This is a genomic window from Lentzea albidocapillata, assembly GCF_000719115.1.
GTDB lineage: Bacteria > Actinomycetota > Actinomycetes > Mycobacteriales > Pseudonocardiaceae > Lentzea > Lentzea albidocapillata.
The window spans coordinates 157,757-173,585 of the sequence record NZ_JOEA01000015.1 but is presented as its reverse complement, the minus strand read 5'-3'; the positions used below and the strand labels follow the sequence as shown (position 1 = coordinate 173,585).

Here is a 15,829-nt window from a genome sequence, read left to right as displayed (position 1 = left end):
GAGGTGTTCGCGGCGGAGGCTTCGGCCGACGCGTTCCGCGGTCAGTCCGGGCTGCTGTCCTCGTTGCAGGGCAAGGACGTCGTCTTCACGTTCGTGGAGAGCTACGGCAAGTCGGCGCTGGACATGCCGGACATCGCGGCGAAGCTGGCGCAGGGCGACGACAGGCTGAAGGCGGCCGGGTACTCGTCCAAGTCGGCGTACCTGACCTCGCCGACCGCAGGCGGTGGCAGCTGGATGGCGCAGGCGACGTTCCTGTCCGGGCTGTGGATCGACAACCAGCAGCGGTACCGCAACCTCGTGGCCTCCGACCGGCTCACGCTGCCGCGTGCGTTCCGCGAGTCGTCGTGGCGTTCGGTCGGTGTCGTCCCCGGCATCACGCAGGCGTGGCCGGAAGGCGACTTCTTCCACTACGACAAGATCTACGCCGCCCAGGACCTCGGGTACGCCGGTCCCCGGTTCGGTTACGCGACGACGCCCGACCAGTTCACGTTGGAGTCGTTCCAACGTAACGAGCGCGCGAAGGCCCACGGCCCGGTGATGGCGGCGATCCCGATGGTGTCCTCGCACGCGCCGTGGTCACCGACGCCGGACTTCGTGGACTGGGACAAGCTCGGCGACGGCTCGATCTACTCGACGATGCCCGCCTCGAACGACCCGCCGGAGTCGATCTTCGGCCGCGACCCGGCGGCCGTGCGCGCCGACTACGCGCACTCCATCTCGTACTCGCTGGAGTCCGTGCTCTCCTACATCGAGAAGTACGGCGACGAGAACCTGGTGATGGTGTTCCTCGGCGACCACCAGCCGGCACAGATGGTGACCGGCGAGGGAGCGTCTCGGGACGTGCCGATCACCATCGTCGCCAAGGACCCGGCCGTGATGGCCGAGGTCGAGGCCTGGAAGTGGGACGACGGCATCAAGCCGGGAGGGTCGGCCCCGGTGTCGCGGATGAGCGACTTCCGGGACCAGTTCCTCTCGACCTTCTCGCCGCCCAATACCTAGCCCATCGTCTTCTGGCCGTCGATCGTCTCGCGGATGATGTCCGCGTGACCCGCGTGCTGCGAGGTCTCCGCGACGATGTGCACGAACACCCGCCGCGCCGACCACGTCTTGCCCTCGGGGAACCACGGGGCGGACGGCAGCGCGTGCGAGAGGTCCATGTCGACCGTCTCGACCAGTTTGTCGGTGTAGGCCGCGACCTCGTTGTAGCGGGCGATGATGCTCTCCAGCGTCTCGCCCGGCTCCATCCGGAAGTTCGCCTCGTGGTTCTCGTTGGCCGTCGACTCGGGGTCGGACTCCATCGCCGAGGTGCCGTGCTCGACGAACTTGACCCAGTTCTCCTCGACCGACGTGACGTGCTTGATCAGACCGCCGATGCTCAGCACGCTCGCGGTCGGGCTCGACGCCGCCTGCTCGTCGCTCAGGCCCTGCGCGGTGAACGTCAGGAACCAGCGGTGCTGCCGCAGGGTCTCGAGGAGGTCCGCGCGCTCGCCGGTGAGGATCTCGGTGGTGGTCATCGCTTCTGTCCTTCGCTCGTTTGTCCCGACATGAAGGACTCTAGGACCACTTGAGGTCAGCTTGTGTCCTAGACGAACGGCCGCTCAAGCGAAACTTGAGCGACATTCGAGCGATCCCGCGTTGACCTGGCGTCACCCTCCGTGAGTCAGCCGACCGTGCCTACTTGTCGAGGTAACCGTCGCCGGGACGGTCGACGCGGCCGCCGCCTTCCTCGGTCTCCTCGATGTGCATGGCCGTCTCCTCGGGTGAGGTGATGAAGTCACCGCCGCCCGCCTCGGTCGCGACCGCGTCCGGTTCCTCGTCGACGGGCTCGCCGCCACCCTCGGGCGTGGTGAACTGCTGGTGTTCGGTCATGCCTTCGAGGTTTCCGGAGAACCGGAAGCGCAAACGTTAGTGTCGTCGGCATGATTTCCGAGGATCTCCAGCGCTACCTCCAGGCGTCGCGTGACTCGATCCTGTCTTCTTTGGACGGATTGAGCGAGTACGACGTGCGGCGCCCGCTCGTGCCCAGCGGCACCAACCTGCTCGGCCTGGTGAAGCACCTGATCGGCATCGAGTTCGGCTACCTCGGCGACAGCGTGGGCCGCCCGGCGCCGGTCACGCTGCCGTGGAACGAGGACGGGTCGGTCTGGGAGAACGGCGACATGTGGGCCAAGCCCACGGAGTCCCGCGAGTACCTCGTCGACCTGTACCGCCAGGCCTGGAAGCACGCCGACGAGTCGATCGCGGAGCTGCCGCTGGACGCGCCGGGCTCGGTGGCGTGGTGGCCGGAACACAAGCGGCAGACGACGTTCGGGCATCTGCTCGTCCGCGTCACGGCGGAGACTGCGCAGCACGCCGGGCACTGCGACATCGTGCGCGAGCTGATCGACGGCCGGTCCGGCGCGGACAACCCCGGCGGCTACTACGACCTGGTCCTGCGCATGGCCACCGGGCCTGTCGAAAGTTAGGGTCACTCGGTTCCGAACGGCAGGGGCGCCGCGGACGACATCTTCGTAGTTTCGGCTGGGTGACTTGGCTGACTGTGGGCACCGACGCGGTGCTCGGTGTGTTCGCGTTGATGTTCTTGTTGTTGTGGTTCCAGCACAGGCTGCGGGCGTTCCTCGGCGGTGCCGGTGTGGTGGTGGCGTACGCGATCAGCGAGGTCGTCAAGCTGGTCGTGCAGGAGGAACGGCCCTGCCGCACGGCGCCGTCGATCGCGGAGTGCCCGGAGCCGGGTGACTGGTCGTTCCCCAGCAACCACTCGGTGATCGCCGGTGCGTCCGCGATGGCGATCTGGGCGCTGCACCGGACCTACGGCTGGGTGGCGGCGGTGTGCGCGATCGCGGCGGCGTCGTCGCGGGTGATCGTGGGTGTCCACTATGTACACGACGTCCTGGCCGGGCTGGCGCTCGGAGCGTTGGTGTCCTGGGGGATCGCGGTGCTGCTGGACAGGAGGCGGCAGCGGCGTGTGGTCGCGGACGCGCCGACCGTGGTGATGCAGCGACTGCGATGATGGTTGCCGTGTGGGTGCGGCTGGTCCTGTGGGTGTGCGCGGCGATGCCGGTGGTGGCCGCGGCGGCAACCTCTCGGCCGGGACGTCTCGCGGTCTGGGAAGTGTTGCTGTACCTGGTGGTTCTCGCCGCGGCGTTCAAGGTCGTGGCGCTCAGGCCGGCAGTGGCGCTCGGGCTCGCGCTCGGCGCGTGGCTGGTCTGCTACCTCCTGCGGGTCGAGTTCGACAGCGCCACCGGCGTGATCGCGCTGGCGCCGGCGCTCGCGATCACGAGCTTCCTCGCCGGAAGGAACGCGGAGGACCCGCGCGCGACCGCGATCGCGCTGACCCTCGCCGAGATCGCCGGTGTCGTCGTGGCTCTCGCCGAACGCGGCGGCTCCGATACCGCGCTCGCCGTCACCTCCGGCATCGGCGTGCTGGGCGTGGTGCCCTGGGCCTTCGGCCGGTTCCGGCGCCGGTACGGGGAACTGCAGGAGGTCGGCTGGGAGCACGCCTCGTTGCTGGAGCGGAGCGTCGAGAACGCCCGCAACGCCGAACGCGCCCGGCTCGCGGGCGAGATGCACGATCTCGTCGGTCATGAGCTGGCACGGGCCGCGTTGCTGACCGGCGCGCTGGAACTGGAGCCGACGCTCACCGCGCAACAGCGTGAGGCAGCCAAAACCGCCCGCGCCAGCGTCACGGCCGCGGCGGAACGGCTCGCCGACGTCATGCAGGTGCTGCGGGCCGACGAGGACGAACCCGTCGCGACGATCGAGGAGGTCGTTGCCAGGAGCGGACTCGACGTGGAGCTCGTCAACAGCCGCAGGACGGCGATCGACGGCATCATCGCGCGGACCGTCCACCGGGTGACGGCCGAGGCGCTGACGAACGTGATCAAGCACGCGCCCGGCGCGAAGGTCACCGTGAGCCTGTCCGCGAACCTCGAGCTCCGCATCACCAACGGCCCCGCGCCCAGGACCCAGGCGGTCGGCAGCGGCAAGGGCCTGGTGGGCCTCGCCGAACGCGTCGCGCTCGTCGGCGGCTGGTTCGAGGCCGCGCCCTCCGACGACGGCGGGTTCGAGGTCAGGGCGAAGCTCCCGGAGCGCCCACGCGCCCGGACGACGCCCACACACGTACGCCGCGAACGCACCGAGAAGGAGCTTCGCAAGAGCGCCAAACGCACGGTCCTGATCACCACGGTCGTATGCGCGGGAATCGCGATCGGCGTCCCCGGCTACATGGTGTTCGACGCCGTGACGTCCGTTCTCACGCCGCAGCAGTTCGAACGAGCACAACTCGGGCAACACGAGGACGCCCTCGACCTGCCGCTGCGCACCCGGGTCGACAACCCGCTCGGCGTCACCGCTCCGCCGGGCACCGAGTGCCGTTACTACAGCACGCACCCCAACCCGTTCGACGGCGACCGCCACGACCTGCACCAGCTGTGCTTCCGGGATGATCGGCTCGTGTCCAAGCAGTGGCTCGCCAGGAGGAGCGGTTGATCAGGGTCGTGCTCGCGGACGACGAGCCGGTGGTCAGGTTCGGCGTGAGGGCCGTCCTCGGCACCGCCGGGGACATCGAGGTGGTCGCCGAGGCGGAGAACGGCAGCGCGGCGATCGACCTCGTCGCCCGGCACCGTCCCGACGTGGCCGTGCTCGACATCCGCATGCCCGTGTTCGACGGACTGGACGCGGCCAAGGTGATCCGCGAGTGCCACCCCGGTACGAAGACGCTGGTACTGACCACGTTCGCGGACGACGCGTACATCAGCCGGGCGCTGGGGGAGGGCGCGGCCGGGTTCGTGCTGAAGACCGGCGACCCGCAGGAGATCATCTCCGGGGTCCGCGCCGTCGCGAACGGCGGCGCGTTCCTGTCCCCGATGGTGGCGAAGCGAGTCGTGGACCAGCTCTCCCGCGCGCACCCGCGACCCCTTGCGACGCAACGGATCGAGGTCCTGACCGCACGGGAGCGCGAGGTGCTCGGCCTGGTCGGCGCCGGCCTGTCCAACGCCGAGATCGCCGCGCGCATCCACGTCGTCGAGGGCACCGTGAAGGTCTACGTCAGCACGATCTTCCGCCAGCTAGGGGTCCGCAACCGCGTGCAGGCCGCGATCATCGCCCACGAGTCCGGGATCATCCCTGGTTGATCAGGTGCGGGCGCCGATGCCCGAGATCGCCCGGACTTCCATCTCCGCCGCCTTGGCGGCCATCTCCGGCTCGCGCTTGGAGAAGATCGTGGCGAGGAACCCGCACAGGAACGAGAACGGGATCGACACCAGGCCGGGGTTGCCGAGCGGGAACCACGCGAAGTCCACGTCCGGGAAGATCGACGTCTTCACGCCCGACATCACCGGCGAGAAGATGATCAGCACCAGGCACGAGCCCAGGCCGCCGTAGATGCTCCACAGCGTGCCGGTCGTGTTGAAGCGCCGCCAGAAGATCGTGTAGAGGATCGTCGACAGGTTCGCCGAGGCGGCCAGCGCCAGCGCCAGCGACACGAGGAACGCGACGTTCTGCCCGTTCGCCGCGATGCCGCCGATGATCGACAGGATTCCGACCACCACGGCCGTCAGCCGTGCGACCCGGATCTCCCTGCGGGGTTCGGCGTTGCCGCGCTTGATCACGTTCGCGTAGACGTCGTGCGCGAACGAGGCGGAGGCCGCCAGCGTCAGACCGGCGACGACCGCGAGGATCGTGGCGAAGGCGACGGCGGACACGAGACCGAGCAGCACCTCGCCACCGATCTCGAACGCGAGCAGGGGCGCGGCGGAGTTCTCGCCACCCGGTGCCGCGGCGATCTTGTCGGTGCCGACCAGGGCCATCGCGCCGAAGCCGATCACCAGCGTGCACAGGTAGAAGATGACCATCGTCCAGGTCGCCCACACGACCGAACGACGGGCCTCGGCGGCGTTCGGCACGGTGTAGAAGCGCATCAGCACGTGCGGCAGCGACGCGATGCCGAGCACCAGTGACAGCGCCAGCGAGACGAAGTCCAGTTTGGACATCGCGCTGAAGCCGTACTTCGCGCCCGGATCCAGCACCGCCTCGCCGAGCTGGTTGTTCTCGGTGGCCTGCTGCATGATCGCCGACAGGCTGAACCCGAACTTGCCCAGCAGGAAGACGCTCATCAGCGTCACGCAGAGCAGCAGCAGGACGGCCTTGATGATCTGCACCCAGGTCGTGCCCTTCATGCCGCCGATCAGCACGTAGAGCACCATCACCATGCCGACCAGCGCGATCAGGATCGCCTGGCCCCACTTCGAGGTCACGTTGAGCAGCAACGCGATCAGGCCGCCGGCGCCCGCCATCTGCGCGATCATGTAGAAGAACGAGATCACCAGCGTCGCGTTCGCCGCGGCCGCGCGGACCGGGCGCTGCTTCATCCGGAACGCCAGCACGTCGCCGACGGTGAAGCGGCCGGTGTTGCGCAGGCCCTCCGCGATCAGCAGCAGGCCGACCAGCCACGCGACGACCCAGCCGACGGAGTAGAGGAACCCGTCGTAGCCGTGTGCCGCGATGCCGCCGGAGATGCCGAGGAACGACGCGGCGGACAGGAAGTCACCGGACAGCGCCACGCCGTTCTGGGCGCCGGTGAACGAGCTGCCGGCGGCGTAGTAGTCCGACGCCGTCACGTTGCGGCTGCTCGCGCGGTAGACGATGTAAAGGGTGATCAGGACGAACACCGCGAAGACGCTGAGGTTCAGCACCGGGTTGCCGGTGGTGGGCATGACTTACTCCTCGACGCCTGTCTTCTCGGCGAGCAATTTCCGCTGCGGGTCCAGCCGTCGCTTTGCGTAACGGGCATAACCGAGCGTGATGATGATCGAAGTCACAAACTGTCCGAGGCCCAGCAGGATGCCGAGGTTGATCACGCCGATCACCTTGGTGCTGACGAAGTCTTTCGCGTACGCGGACAGCAGTACGAAGGTGAGGTAGGACGAGAGGAAAAGCGCGGTCATCGGGAAGATGAACGTCGTGAGCCGGCGGCGCAGAGTGCGGAATTCGTCGGTCTGCCGAATCAGCTCGAACTTCGGGGTGCCGTCGGAATCGACGTACGACAAAGTATCCGGGTCGTCGAACGACGCGAAACCCCGGCTTTCCCGGTACTCGTGCTGTGCTTCGCCAGGCGACCTCATCGCCTTGGTCATGTACCCCTGCCCCTCGTGTGCGGCGCCCACTGTAGCGCTCTCACGTGTGCAGTCAACGTGACGGATACCGCCGGAAACGGACGAAACCGGACCAATGCCGAACACCGGCCGGACTGAAAGCCGGTGCTCCATTCGTCTCAAATGGTTCGAACCAGGTTTTGTATCAAGTGGACGGTCGGAGTTGCAAGAGGTGCAACACCTGAAGCCTTGGTCAAGACCGTTGTCGCACGTGTGCAGCTGGCCTAGGATCGATCGGTCCGCGTTATTGGTGACGGTTGGGGATAAAGTGGGGTTCTTAGCGCGCGAACGTCAAGTCGCGCCTCCCGGATGGAACCGCTGGCTCGTTCCGCCCGCAGCTCTGGCGATTCATCTCTCCATTGGCCAGGCCTACGCCTGGAGCGTCTTCAAGACGCCGCTGGAGAAATCTCTCGGCATCACCGGAACGCAGTCCGCACTGCCGTTCCAGCTCGGCATCGTGATGCTCGGGCTCTCCGCCGCCGTGCTCGGTACGACGGTGGAGCGCAGGGGCCCGCGCTGGGCCATGCTGATGTCCCTGATCGCCTTCTGTTCCGGCCTGCTGATCTCGGCGGCCGGCGTGTGGGCCGGTCAGTACTGGGTCGTCGTCCTCGGCTACGGCCTCGTCGGCGGCATCGGTCTCGGCATCGGCTACATCTCGCCGGTCTCGACGCTGATCAAGTGGTTCCCCGACCGGCCGGGCATGGCGACCGGCATCGCGATCATGGGCTTCGGCGGCGGCGCGCTGATCGCGTCACCGTGGTCGACCTCGATGCTGACGGCGTTCGGCGCCACCACGTCGGGCATCGGCAAGGCCTTCCTCGTGCACGGCATCGCCTACGCGGTCTTCATGAGCGTCGGTGTGCTGCTGATCCGCCTGCCCTCCAAGGAGTTCACGGCCGAGAAGGCGGCGCTGCTCAAGGACAGGCCGAAGGCCAACGTCGCCTTCAACGTCTCCGCGAACAACGCGATCAAGACGCCGCAGTTCTGGCTGCTGTGGGTCGTGCTGTGCTTCAACGTCACCGCGGGCATCGGCATCCTGGAGAAGGCCGCGCCGATGCTGGTCGACTTCTTCAAGGAGTCCTCGACGCCCGTGGCCGCCACCGCGGCGACCGGTTTCGTGGCACTGCTGTCCGCCGCGAACATGGCGGGCCGGTTCGTCTGGTCGTCCACTTCGGACATCGTGGGCCGCAAGAACATCTACCGCCTCTACCTCGGTGTCGGCGCGCTGCTCTACCTGCTGCTGCTGACTGCAGGCTCGACCAGCACCCCGCTGTTCGTGATCGCGGCGATGGTGATCCTGTCGTTCTACGGCGCGGGCTTCGCGACCGTCCCGGCGTACCTGCGCGACCTTTTCGGCACCTACCAGGTCGGCGCGATCCACGGTCGCCTGCTCACCGCGTGGTCGGTGGCAGGCGTGCTCGGGCCGCTGATCGTCAACGCCATCGCGGACGCGGGCAAGAAGGCCGGGCACGTCGGCCCTGACTTGTACGCGACGTCGTTCTACATCATGATCGCGCTGCTGGTCGTCGGTTTCGTCGCGAACGAGTTGATCCGCCCGGTCGACCCGAAGTTCCACGAGCCCGAGGCAGCCGGGGAGACCGGCAAACCCAGGGCGGGGGACGAGGCCACGGTCGCCAAGTGGAACGAGGCCGAAGCGGCCGATGCCGCCGAGAAGCAGGACGCGGAAGGCGTGGTGAAGAAGTGAGCTCACTCCAGGAAAGCCGATCAAGCACGTTGCTGCTGGTCGGTGCGTGGCTGTGGGTGGGCCTGCCGCTCGCCTACGGCCTGTACCGGCTTTTCCTGAACGCGGCCAAGCTCTTCGTCTGATGTTCAACGCGCTCGTCAACTGGCGCAACTGGCGCCTGCCGGTGAAGCTCGCCGCGGTGTTGATCGTTCCGGTCACCATCGCGGTGGGCTCCGGCGTGTTGCAGATCAACTCCCAGATCGACCGTGCCGAGACCTATGCGGCGCTGCAGCGACTGGTGAAGGTCCGTGCCGCCCTGATCCCCGTGATCGACGGTGTGCAGGCGGAACGGCGGATCGTCGCCGAGGGCGTCGGCCCACAGCTCCTGGCCGACCAGGTCAGGCGCACCGACGACGCCCGCGCGGCGTTGCGCGACAAGATCGCGAAGACCTCGCTCGGCGAGGTCGTGACCGCTCGCATGAACGACGTGCAGGGCCGCATCGGCGACCTGCCCGCGTTGCGCGAGCGGGCCGGCGACGACGTGCCGGCCGTGATCAGGACCTACACCGAGCTCACCGACTCGTTGCTGGACGTGGACGAGGTCATCGCGAGCGAGTTCGGCGACGCCGCGCTCCTGCGCACCGCGATGGGCCTGCACCACGTCGTGCACGTGCGGGACCAGGTCCTGTACCAGCAGGCGGTCGTGCTGTCCGGGCTCACCCGCGGTCAGCTGACCAACGCGGAGGTGCGGGCGCTGGTCGAGTCGAACGTCAAGCTCGGCTACATCGCGGGCGAGTTCGCCGCGCTCGCGACCCCGGACCAGATGAGGACCTACGGCAAGGACTTCAACGGCCCGGACATCGAGGCCCAGCGCACGATGCTGGCCGCCGCGGTGCTGCACCCGACCTCGGACGCGCCCAGCACGGGCAACGGCACCAACGCCGGCAAGCCCGCCAAGGCGCTGCCGATCGCGGCGGCGGACTGGAGCAGGGCGACGGACGCCGTCGCGACGTCGATGGGCAGCGTGGTCACGGGGTTGCAGGACGACCTGCGCGCCACCGCCGACCGCCTGCGCGACGAGTCCAGCGACGCCGCCGGTACGGCGTCCGCGGTCCTGTTCGCCAGCCTGATCCTGGCCGCCACCATCGGGTTCGTCGTCGGCCGCTACCTGCTGCGTTCGCTGAACGCGCTGCGCCGCTCCGCGCTTGACGTGGCCTGGGACAAACTTCCCGAAATGGTCGCGACCGGACGCGGCAGCACCGAGATCGAGCCCGTGCCGGTGCACACGACCGAGGAGTTCGGCCAGGTGGCGCGCGCGTTCGACGCGGTGCACCAGCAGGCCGTGAAGTCGGTCATCGAGCAGGCGGGCATGCGCGCGAACATGCGCAACATCTTCGTGAACCTCTCGCGGCGCAGCCAGAGCCTCGTCGAACGCCAGCTCAAGCTGATGGAGGAGCTGGAGAAGTACGAGGAGGACCCGGATCAGCTCGCGAACCTCTTCAAGCTCGACCACCTCGCCACCCGCATGCGCCGCAACAACGAGAACCTGATGGTGCTCTCCGGCGGCGACGTGGCCCGGCGGTTCCACAAGCCGATCCCGCTCACCGACGTGCTGCGCGCGGCGGCCGCGGAGATCGAGCAGTACCAGCGGGTCATGGTGCACACGGCACCCAACGCCGAGGTCGTCGGTTACGTGGCGAGCGACCTGGTCCGCCTGCTCGCCGAACTCCTCGACAACGCGACGACGTTCTCGCCGCCGCACACCCAGGTCTCGATCACCGCGTCGATCGAGGCGGGCGACATCGTGCAGATCGACGTGGTCGACCACGGCATCGGCATCGACCCCGAGGCGCTCGAGGGCGTGAACCAGCGGCTCGCGGCCGCGGGTGAGGGGATGGACGTGCAGGTCTTCCGCGAAATGGGACTCTTCGTGGTGGGCAGGCTCGCCGCACGCCACCAGATCGTGGTACGTCTGGACGCACGACAAGGTGCCGGGACTCGCGCGATCGTGTTGGTTCCGGCCGAACTGGCACCACGACGACAGGAGTCCTGGGAGTCTTTCCGAGGGGAGACGATCGAACGACGGCAAGCTTCGTGGTTCCAGCAGACGAGGCCGGCCGCCGTACCGCCGCCTCCCGCCGCACCCGCACGCCAGACGCCGGAATCGGCCCGAGGCTTCCTCGACGCGTTCCAGCGGGGTGTGCAACGCGGCCTTCCCGAAAACCAGGAGAGTCGATGAGCACGCAGGTGGACCAGTTCGGCTGGCTGGTCACCAACTTCGCCGAACGCACCCCCGGCATCGAGCACGCCGTGGTGATCTCCGCGGACGGCCTGGTGTTGATCTCGTCCTCGAAGCTGCCGGAGCACGTCGCACCGCAGTTCGCGGCGATCGTGGCCGGAGTGGTCTCCCTCGCCGACTCGGCGTCGAAGTGCTTCGCCGGCGAGTCGGTGGTCCGCACGGTCGTGCAGATGGACAGAGGCGTGATGCTGCTGTCCTCGATCAGCGACGGCTCCGTCCTCGCCGTGCTGGCGTCGTCGTCGGCCGACGTCGCGCAGATCGCCTACGAGATGACCGTCGTCGTGCGGCAGGTGGGCCAGCTGCTCACGCCCGAACTGCGGGCCGAGCTCGCATGAGAGAGCCCGACGAACAGGTCAACTTCGGCGATCTGATCAGCGGTTTCAGCTTCGACAGCGAACGGATCCGCAAGCGGGGCAAGAAGAAGCCCGAGCGTTCCGCGGAACCCATCCGGGAGCCGGACCCGTACGCGACGCTGCCGTTCGAGCCGGTCCCGCCGCTGCCGTCGGTCGAGACGGGCATCGAATCGTCGTCGTCGATCGTGCGTGCCTACGCGTGGACCGGCGGGCGCACCACGTCCGACGTGCATCTGGAGATCGAGACCCTGGTCTCGGTCAACGAGTTCTCGTCCACGGCCGTGCGCCCGGAGCACCAGGACGTGCTGGCCCTGTGCACGCAGCCCCGTTCGGTGGCGGAGGTCGCCGCCCTGCGCGGGCTGCCGCTCGGCGTCACGAAGGTGTTGCTCGGCGACATGGCCGGGCACGGGCTGATCGACGTGCACCGGACTGCGTCGTCCTACGGCGGCGACAGGCCGGACGGAATGCTGCTGGAACGGGTGCTGGCGGGGCTCCGCCGCCTCTGAGTCCCCCTGGACGCTGCTACGGTCGGAAGACCTATCTGGGGAGGTACGGGGTGGAGTTCCAGGACGTGGTCCGCCGTCGGCGGATGGTGCGCAGGTTCACCGCAGAGCCGGTCAGCGAGGAAACCCTCCAGCGGATCATGCGCAACGCGGTGCGCGGTCCGTCGGCAGGGTTCTCGCAGGGCCAGGGGTTTCTCGTGCTGCGGGGCGAGCAGCTGCGGCGGCTCACCGAGATGTTCGAGTGGTGGAGCGGGGAAGACGCGAAGACGGCGCCCGTCGTCGTCATCCCGTTCTCGGCCAAGGACGTCTACCTCGAGCGGTACGCGGAGGCCGACAAGGACTGGACCGGCCTGGCCGACGAGGACAGGTGGCCGGTGCCCTACTGGGACATCGACACCGGCATGGCCGCGTTGCTGATCCTGCAGACGGCCGTGGACGAGGGCCTCGGCGCGGTGTTCTTCGGAACTGACAGGGAGACCTGGCCCGAGCTGCGCGCGGCCTTCGGCGTGCCGGATCGCTACGTGCCGATCGGCATGATCGCGATCGGGCACTCCGCCGAGGAGTCCGTCTCCGAGGGTGCCTCGCCGCTCCAGCGTAGGCGCAAGCTGTTCGACGAGGTCGTGCACTGGGGCCAGTGGCAGTGAGGTCGTTCGGCCTGCTCGGGCCGTTGGAGGTGGTGCTCGACGGGCGCCACGTCCACATCCCGGCCGGCAAGCGGCGGGTCGTGCTCGCCGCGCTCCTGCTGCGCCCCGGCCAGGTGGTCCCGGTCGACGAACTGGTCGAGCTCGCCGGAGGTTCGCGCAACGCCGTGCAGACCACGGTCGGCCGGCTCCGCGAGGTGCTGCCCTCGCTGCTACTGACCAGGCCCGGCGGTTACCTGCTGGACGTGCGGCCCGACGAGGTCGACGTCCACCGGTTCGGCCGGCTGGAGCCGGCGGAGGCGCTGGCGCTCTGGCGCGGCCGCCCGTTCGCGGACATCGGCAGCGACGCCCTCGAACGCGACCATGTGCCCGCGTTGACCGAGAAGTACCTGACGACGCTGGAAGCCCGGATCGAGGCCGACCTGCGTGCGGGCGGGCACGAGCGGCTGGTGCCCGAACTGCGTGCGCTCACCCATCGGCACCCGACCAGGGAACGGATGTGGGCGCAGCTGATCGTGGCGTTGCACCGCTGTGATCGGCAGACCGAGGCGTTGCAGGCGTACGACGACATCCGCGGCAGGCTCGCCGAGGAGCTCGGCCTCGACCCGGGCAAGGACCTGCAGAAGGCGCACCAGCAGGTGCTCACGGCGGACAACCGGCCACGCGTGCGCAACGACCTGCCCGGCGACATCGCCGACTTCGCGGGCCGTTCCTCCGACCTGGACGAGATCCTCGCCGCCGTGCCGTCCGGGTGCGTCGCGATCACCGCCATCGACGGCATGGCGGGCATCGGCAAGACCACGATCGCGGTCCGCGCCGCCCACCGGCTGGCACAGCGCTTCCCGGACGCGCAACTGTTCGTGGACCTGCACTCCTACACCGCGGGCGTCGCGCCGCGCACGCCGTCGGACGCGCTGCTGGAGTTGCTGACGGCGCTCGGCGTGCCCGCGCAGGACATCCCGGACGGCCTGGACACCCGCGCCGCCCGGTGGCGGGCGGAAATGGCGCACCGCAAGGCACTCGTGGTGCTGGACAACGCGGGCAGCACCGCCCAGGTCCGCCCGCTGCTGCCCGGCACGGGCCTGGTGCTGGTCACCAGCAGGCGCCGCCTGGTCGACCTGGACGCCGCCCACACGATCTCGCTGGACGTACTGTCCGAAGAGGACTCGCTGAACCTGCTGGCGAGCATCGCCCGCAGGAAGGACGAGGACTGCCGGGAGGTGGTGCGGCTCTGCGGGTACCTCCCGCTGGCCGTGCGGATCGTCGGTGCCCGCTGGCGCACCCGCCCGGTGTGGTCCGCGAAGGACCTCGTCCGCCGCCTCACCGAGCAGCGGCTGACGGAGCTCACCGCGGGCGAACGCAGCGTCGCTGGCGCGTTCGCGTTGTCCTATCAGCAACTCACGCCCGAGCAGCAGCGCCTGTTCCGGCGGCTGGGGCTGCACACCGGTGAGGACTGGGACGCGTACCTCGCCGCCGCCGTCGTCGGCACCACCCGTGCCGAGGCCGAACGGCTGCTGGACGAGCTGCTCGACGTGCACCTGGTGCAGCAGAAGGACAACGGCCGCTACCGCTTCCACGACCTCCTGGCGGACCACGCCAAGGCGTCGGTCGATCCGGCGGAGAGGAGCGAGGCGATCGCGCGGATCCTCGACCACTACCTGCGTGGCGCGGAGGACTCCGCGCGGAGGATCGCCCCCGGCCGGCCGGAGCTCGACTCCGCCGTCACCCACGAGCCGGTCGATCCGCCGCTGTTCCGCACCCCGTTCGACGCACTGGCGTGGCAGGAGGCCGAGCGGCTGAACCTCAGGGCCGCCGTCTACCTGGCGGCGTACGAAGGTTTCTACCGCCACGCGTGGCAGCTGCCGCACCAGTTCGCCCACTACCTGCTGTTGCGCGGCTCCGGCAGGGAGCGGGTCGAGGTGCTGAACGTCGCCCTCGGCGCCGCACGCCACCTCGGCGACCTGAAGGCTCGCGCGGAAGCCTTGCGGGGCCTGGGTTCGGCATACATGGAGGACGGCGACCCGAAGGCGGAGAAGGACCTGCGCGAGGCACTCGACCTCATGCGGCAGATCGGTGACCTGCGCGGCGAGGCGTCCGTGATGGGCCTGCTCGGCATGATCGCGCGCGAACGGCACGAGTACGACAGGTCCCTGGACTACTTCGAACGTGGTGTCGTGCTGATGCGGCAGGCGGGCGCGCCGACGGGGGTGGCAGCGGCGCTGCACCACATCGGCATCCACCACGCCCAGCTGGGTCAGACCGAGGAAGCCTTGGCGTACATGGGCGAGGCCGTCGCGTTGATGGACGAACACGGCGATGTCCGCGCCGCCGCCCTGACGCTGCACAACATCGCTCACGTGCATTTCGACGCGTTCGCCGACGAGGAGTGCCTGACCTACGCGGACCGGTCGCTGGTCGCCTACCGCGAGTCGGCCGACCGGCGCGGTGAAGCGCTCGCCCTGGCCGACTACGCCTACTGGCGCTACGAGATGGGCCACCACACCGTCGCGCGGGAGCTGGCGCGTGAGGCGGCTCGACTGTGCCGGACGTACACGAACCTTCGCGACGACCACGTGGTGCTGGCGTCCATGGAGGACGTGCGTGACCACATCGGACAGGCCGCGCTTCTCGTCTGCCTGTCACTCGACGCCCAGCTGGCGGGCCGGTCGGCCGAGGCGCTCGGCCACCTGCGGCGGTGCCTCGTGATCGTCCAGCAGCGCACCTGGTGGAGCGTGGACCGCGTGCTCGGGCAGCTCTCGGCGGTGCACCTCGCGATGGGCGACCGCGAGGCCGCCGTCCGGTACGCGGAGGAGGCGGTGGCCGCGGCCAGCAGCACACCCCAGTCGCGAGCCGTCGCCTTCGCGGAACAGACCCTCGCTAGAGCGAAAGCCCCAGTGCCACCAGCGTGATCACGGCCGCCGCCAGCACGGCGAAGGCCACCCACTGCCCGATCCTGTCCGACGTCCTGCGCATTCCCTGCTCCCCTCGGTGGTGTCGCCACCGAGGGTCGCGAAGCCCGTCCCCACGTCGTCCCCACCCCGATCACACGGATTCATCGGAATGCGTCGTGAGGTATTGCTCCAACGGACTGCTTGGCTCGCTCGTAAGATTCCGTTAGGGTCGCATTCGCGAGCAATTGGCAGGGCGGCGTGTGTTATCAAAAATCGCCCGAAAATTGATCAGAAATTAGCCACTTGT

The 15,829-nt window shown here is 68.8% G+C and carries 15 protein-coding genes and 1 pseudogene; 12 read left to right on the top strand and 4 right to left on the bottom strand.

Annotated elements, in window-relative coordinates:
* Positions 1–999, top strand: a 999-nt coding sequence (locus tag IG04_RS47260; RefSeq protein WP_030479313.1) for a sulfatase-like hydrolase/transferase, incomplete at its 5' end; no start/stop codon positions are given.
* Here IG04_RS47260 and IG04_RS0125875 read toward each other — a convergent pair.
* Both IG04_RS0125875 and IG04_RS0125870 read right to left on the bottom strand, forming a co-directional pair.
* A complete protein-coding gene (locus IG04_RS0125875) occupies positions 996–1,514 on the bottom strand; it encodes a DinB family protein (protein WP_030479312.1) in 519 nt (172 codons plus the stop codon). The genes IG04_RS47260 and IG04_RS0125875 overlap by 4 nt on opposite strands.
* Positions 1,515–1,674: 160 nt before the next feature.
* Positions 1,675–1,869, bottom strand: a complete 195-nt coding sequence (locus tag IG04_RS0125870) for a hypothetical protein (protein WP_144065557.1) — start codon at positions 1,867–1,869, stop codon at positions 1,675–1,677.
* A gap of 50 nt (positions 1,870–1,919) precedes the next feature.
* On the opposite strand from IG04_RS0125870, the gene IG04_RS0125865 reads away from it, so the two are divergent.
* Genes IG04_RS0125865 through IG04_RS0125850 form a run of 4 tightly spaced genes read left to right on the top strand, consistent with a single transcriptional unit; the run spans position 1,920 to position 5,132 of the window.
* Positions 1,920–2,465, top strand: coding sequence for a DinB family protein (locus tag IG04_RS0125865; RefSeq protein ID WP_051770681.1), 546 nt, complete (start codon positions 1,920–1,922; stop codon positions 2,463–2,465).
* 59 nt (positions 2,466–2,524) lie between these two features.
* Positions 2,525–3,010 (top strand): phosphatase PAP2 family protein, encoded by a 486-nt coding sequence (locus IG04_RS0125860; protein WP_144065556.1) that lies wholly within the window; start codon positions 2,525–2,527, stop codon positions 3,008–3,010.
* Entirely contained in the window at positions 3,007–4,488 is a 1,482-nt protein-coding gene (locus IG04_RS0125855; protein WP_144065555.1) for a sensor histidine kinase, read from the top strand. Before IG04_RS0125860 ends, IG04_RS0125855 begins: the two co-directional genes overlap by 4 nt.
* Positions 4,485–5,132, top strand: coding sequence for a response regulator (locus IG04_RS0125850; RefSeq protein WP_030479307.1), 648 nt, complete (start codon positions 4,485–4,487; stop codon positions 5,130–5,132). The genes IG04_RS0125855 and IG04_RS0125850 overlap by 4 nt, the downstream gene beginning before the upstream one ends.
* Here IG04_RS0125850 and IG04_RS0125845 read toward each other — a convergent pair whose 3' ends face one another.
* Both IG04_RS0125845 and IG04_RS0125840 read right to left on the bottom strand, forming a co-directional pair.
* Positions 5,133–6,713: a solute symporter family protein gene (locus IG04_RS0125845; RefSeq protein WP_030479306.1), complete on the bottom strand. Its 1,581-nt coding sequence runs from the start codon at positions 6,711–6,713 to the stop codon at positions 5,133–5,135. It abuts the gene before it with no gap.
* Positions 6,714–6,716: 3 nt separating this feature from the next.
* Positions 6,717–7,133: a DUF485 domain-containing protein gene (locus tag IG04_RS0125840; RefSeq protein WP_030479305.1), complete on the bottom strand. Its 417-nt coding sequence runs from the start codon at positions 7,131–7,133 to the stop codon at positions 6,717–6,719.
* A 286-nt stretch (positions 7,134–7,419) separates the two neighbouring features.
* Between IG04_RS0125840 and IG04_RS0125835 the strand changes: the two are divergent.
* The 7 genes and pseudogenes from IG04_RS0125835 to IG04_RS0125805 all read left to right on the top strand — a co-directional run.
* Positions 7,420–8,742 (top strand): annotated as a pseudogene (locus IG04_RS0125835) (OFA family MFS transporter); the annotation flags it as partial.
* Positions 8,743–8,852: 110 nt separating this feature from the next.
* The gene (locus IG04_RS48670) at positions 8,853–8,978 is read left to right on the top strand and encodes an MFS transporter small subunit (protein WP_276326705.1); all 126 of its coding nucleotides are present in this window, start codon (positions 8,853–8,855) and stop codon (positions 8,976–8,978) included.
* Positions 8,978–11,074, top strand: a complete 2,097-nt coding sequence (locus IG04_RS0125825; protein WP_030479303.1) for a sensor histidine kinase — start codon at positions 8,978–8,980, stop codon at positions 11,072–11,074. The genes IG04_RS48670 and IG04_RS0125825 overlap by 1 nt, the downstream gene beginning before the upstream one ends.
* Positions 11,071–11,469 carry a roadblock/LC7 domain-containing protein gene (locus tag IG04_RS0125820; RefSeq protein ID WP_030479302.1) on the top strand — a complete coding sequence of 133 codons (399 nt, stop codon included), beginning with the start codon at positions 11,071–11,073 and terminating at the stop codon, positions 11,467–11,469. The genes IG04_RS0125825 and IG04_RS0125820 overlap by 4 nt, the downstream gene beginning before the upstream one ends.
* Entirely contained in the window at positions 11,466–11,993 is a 528-nt protein-coding gene (locus tag IG04_RS0125815) for a DUF742 domain-containing protein (RefSeq protein WP_051770676.1), read from the top strand. Before IG04_RS0125820 ends, IG04_RS0125815 begins: the two co-directional genes overlap by 4 nt.
* A 50-nt stretch (positions 11,994–12,043) precedes the next feature.
* Entirely contained in the window at positions 12,044–12,634 is a 591-nt protein-coding gene (locus IG04_RS0125810) for a nitroreductase family protein (RefSeq protein WP_030479300.1), read from the top strand.
* Positions 12,625–15,540, top strand: a complete 2,916-nt coding sequence (locus IG04_RS0125805) for an AfsR/SARP family transcriptional regulator (protein WP_144065554.1) — start codon at positions 12,625–12,627, stop codon at positions 15,538–15,540. The genes IG04_RS0125810 and IG04_RS0125805 overlap by 10 nt, the downstream gene beginning before the upstream one ends.
* The last annotated feature ends 289 nt before the right edge of the window (positions 15,541–15,829 follow it).

What these genes read in the sequence shown, in the direction of transcription:
- IG04_RS0125825 (WP_030479303.1), top strand. Translation starts at nt 8,978, where the DNA reads ATGTTCAACGCGCTCGTCAACTGGCGCAACTGGCGCCTGCCGGTGAAG.
- IG04_RS0125840 (WP_030479305.1), bottom strand. Translation starts at nt 7,133, where the DNA reads ATGACCAAGGCGATGAGGTCGCCTGGCGAAGCACAGCACGAGTACCGG.
- IG04_RS0125870 (WP_144065557.1), bottom strand. Translation starts at nt 1,869, where the DNA reads ATGACCGAACACCAGCAGTTCACCACGCCCGAGGGTGGCGGCGAGCCC.
- IG04_RS0125820 (WP_030479302.1), top strand. Translation starts at nt 11,071, where the DNA reads ATGAGCACGCAGGTGGACCAGTTCGGCTGGCTGGTCACCAACTTCGCC.
- IG04_RS0125815 (WP_051770676.1), top strand. Translation starts at nt 11,466, where the DNA reads ATGAGAGAGCCCGACGAACAGGTCAACTTCGGCGATCTGATCAGCGGT.
- IG04_RS0125865 (WP_051770681.1), top strand. Translation starts at nt 1,920, where the DNA reads ATGATTTCCGAGGATCTCCAGCGCTACCTCCAGGCGTCGCGTGACTCG.
- IG04_RS0125875 (WP_030479312.1), bottom strand. Translation starts at nt 1,514, where the DNA reads ATGACCACCACCGAGATCCTCACCGGCGAGCGCGCGGACCTCCTCGAG.
- IG04_RS0125845 (WP_030479306.1), bottom strand. Translation starts at nt 6,713, where the DNA reads ATGCCCACCACCGGCAACCCGGTGCTGAACCTCAGCGTCTTCGCGGTG.
- IG04_RS0125855 (WP_144065555.1), top strand. Translation starts at nt 3,007, where the DNA reads ATGATGGTTGCCGTGTGGGTGCGGCTGGTCCTGTGGGTGTGCGCGGCG.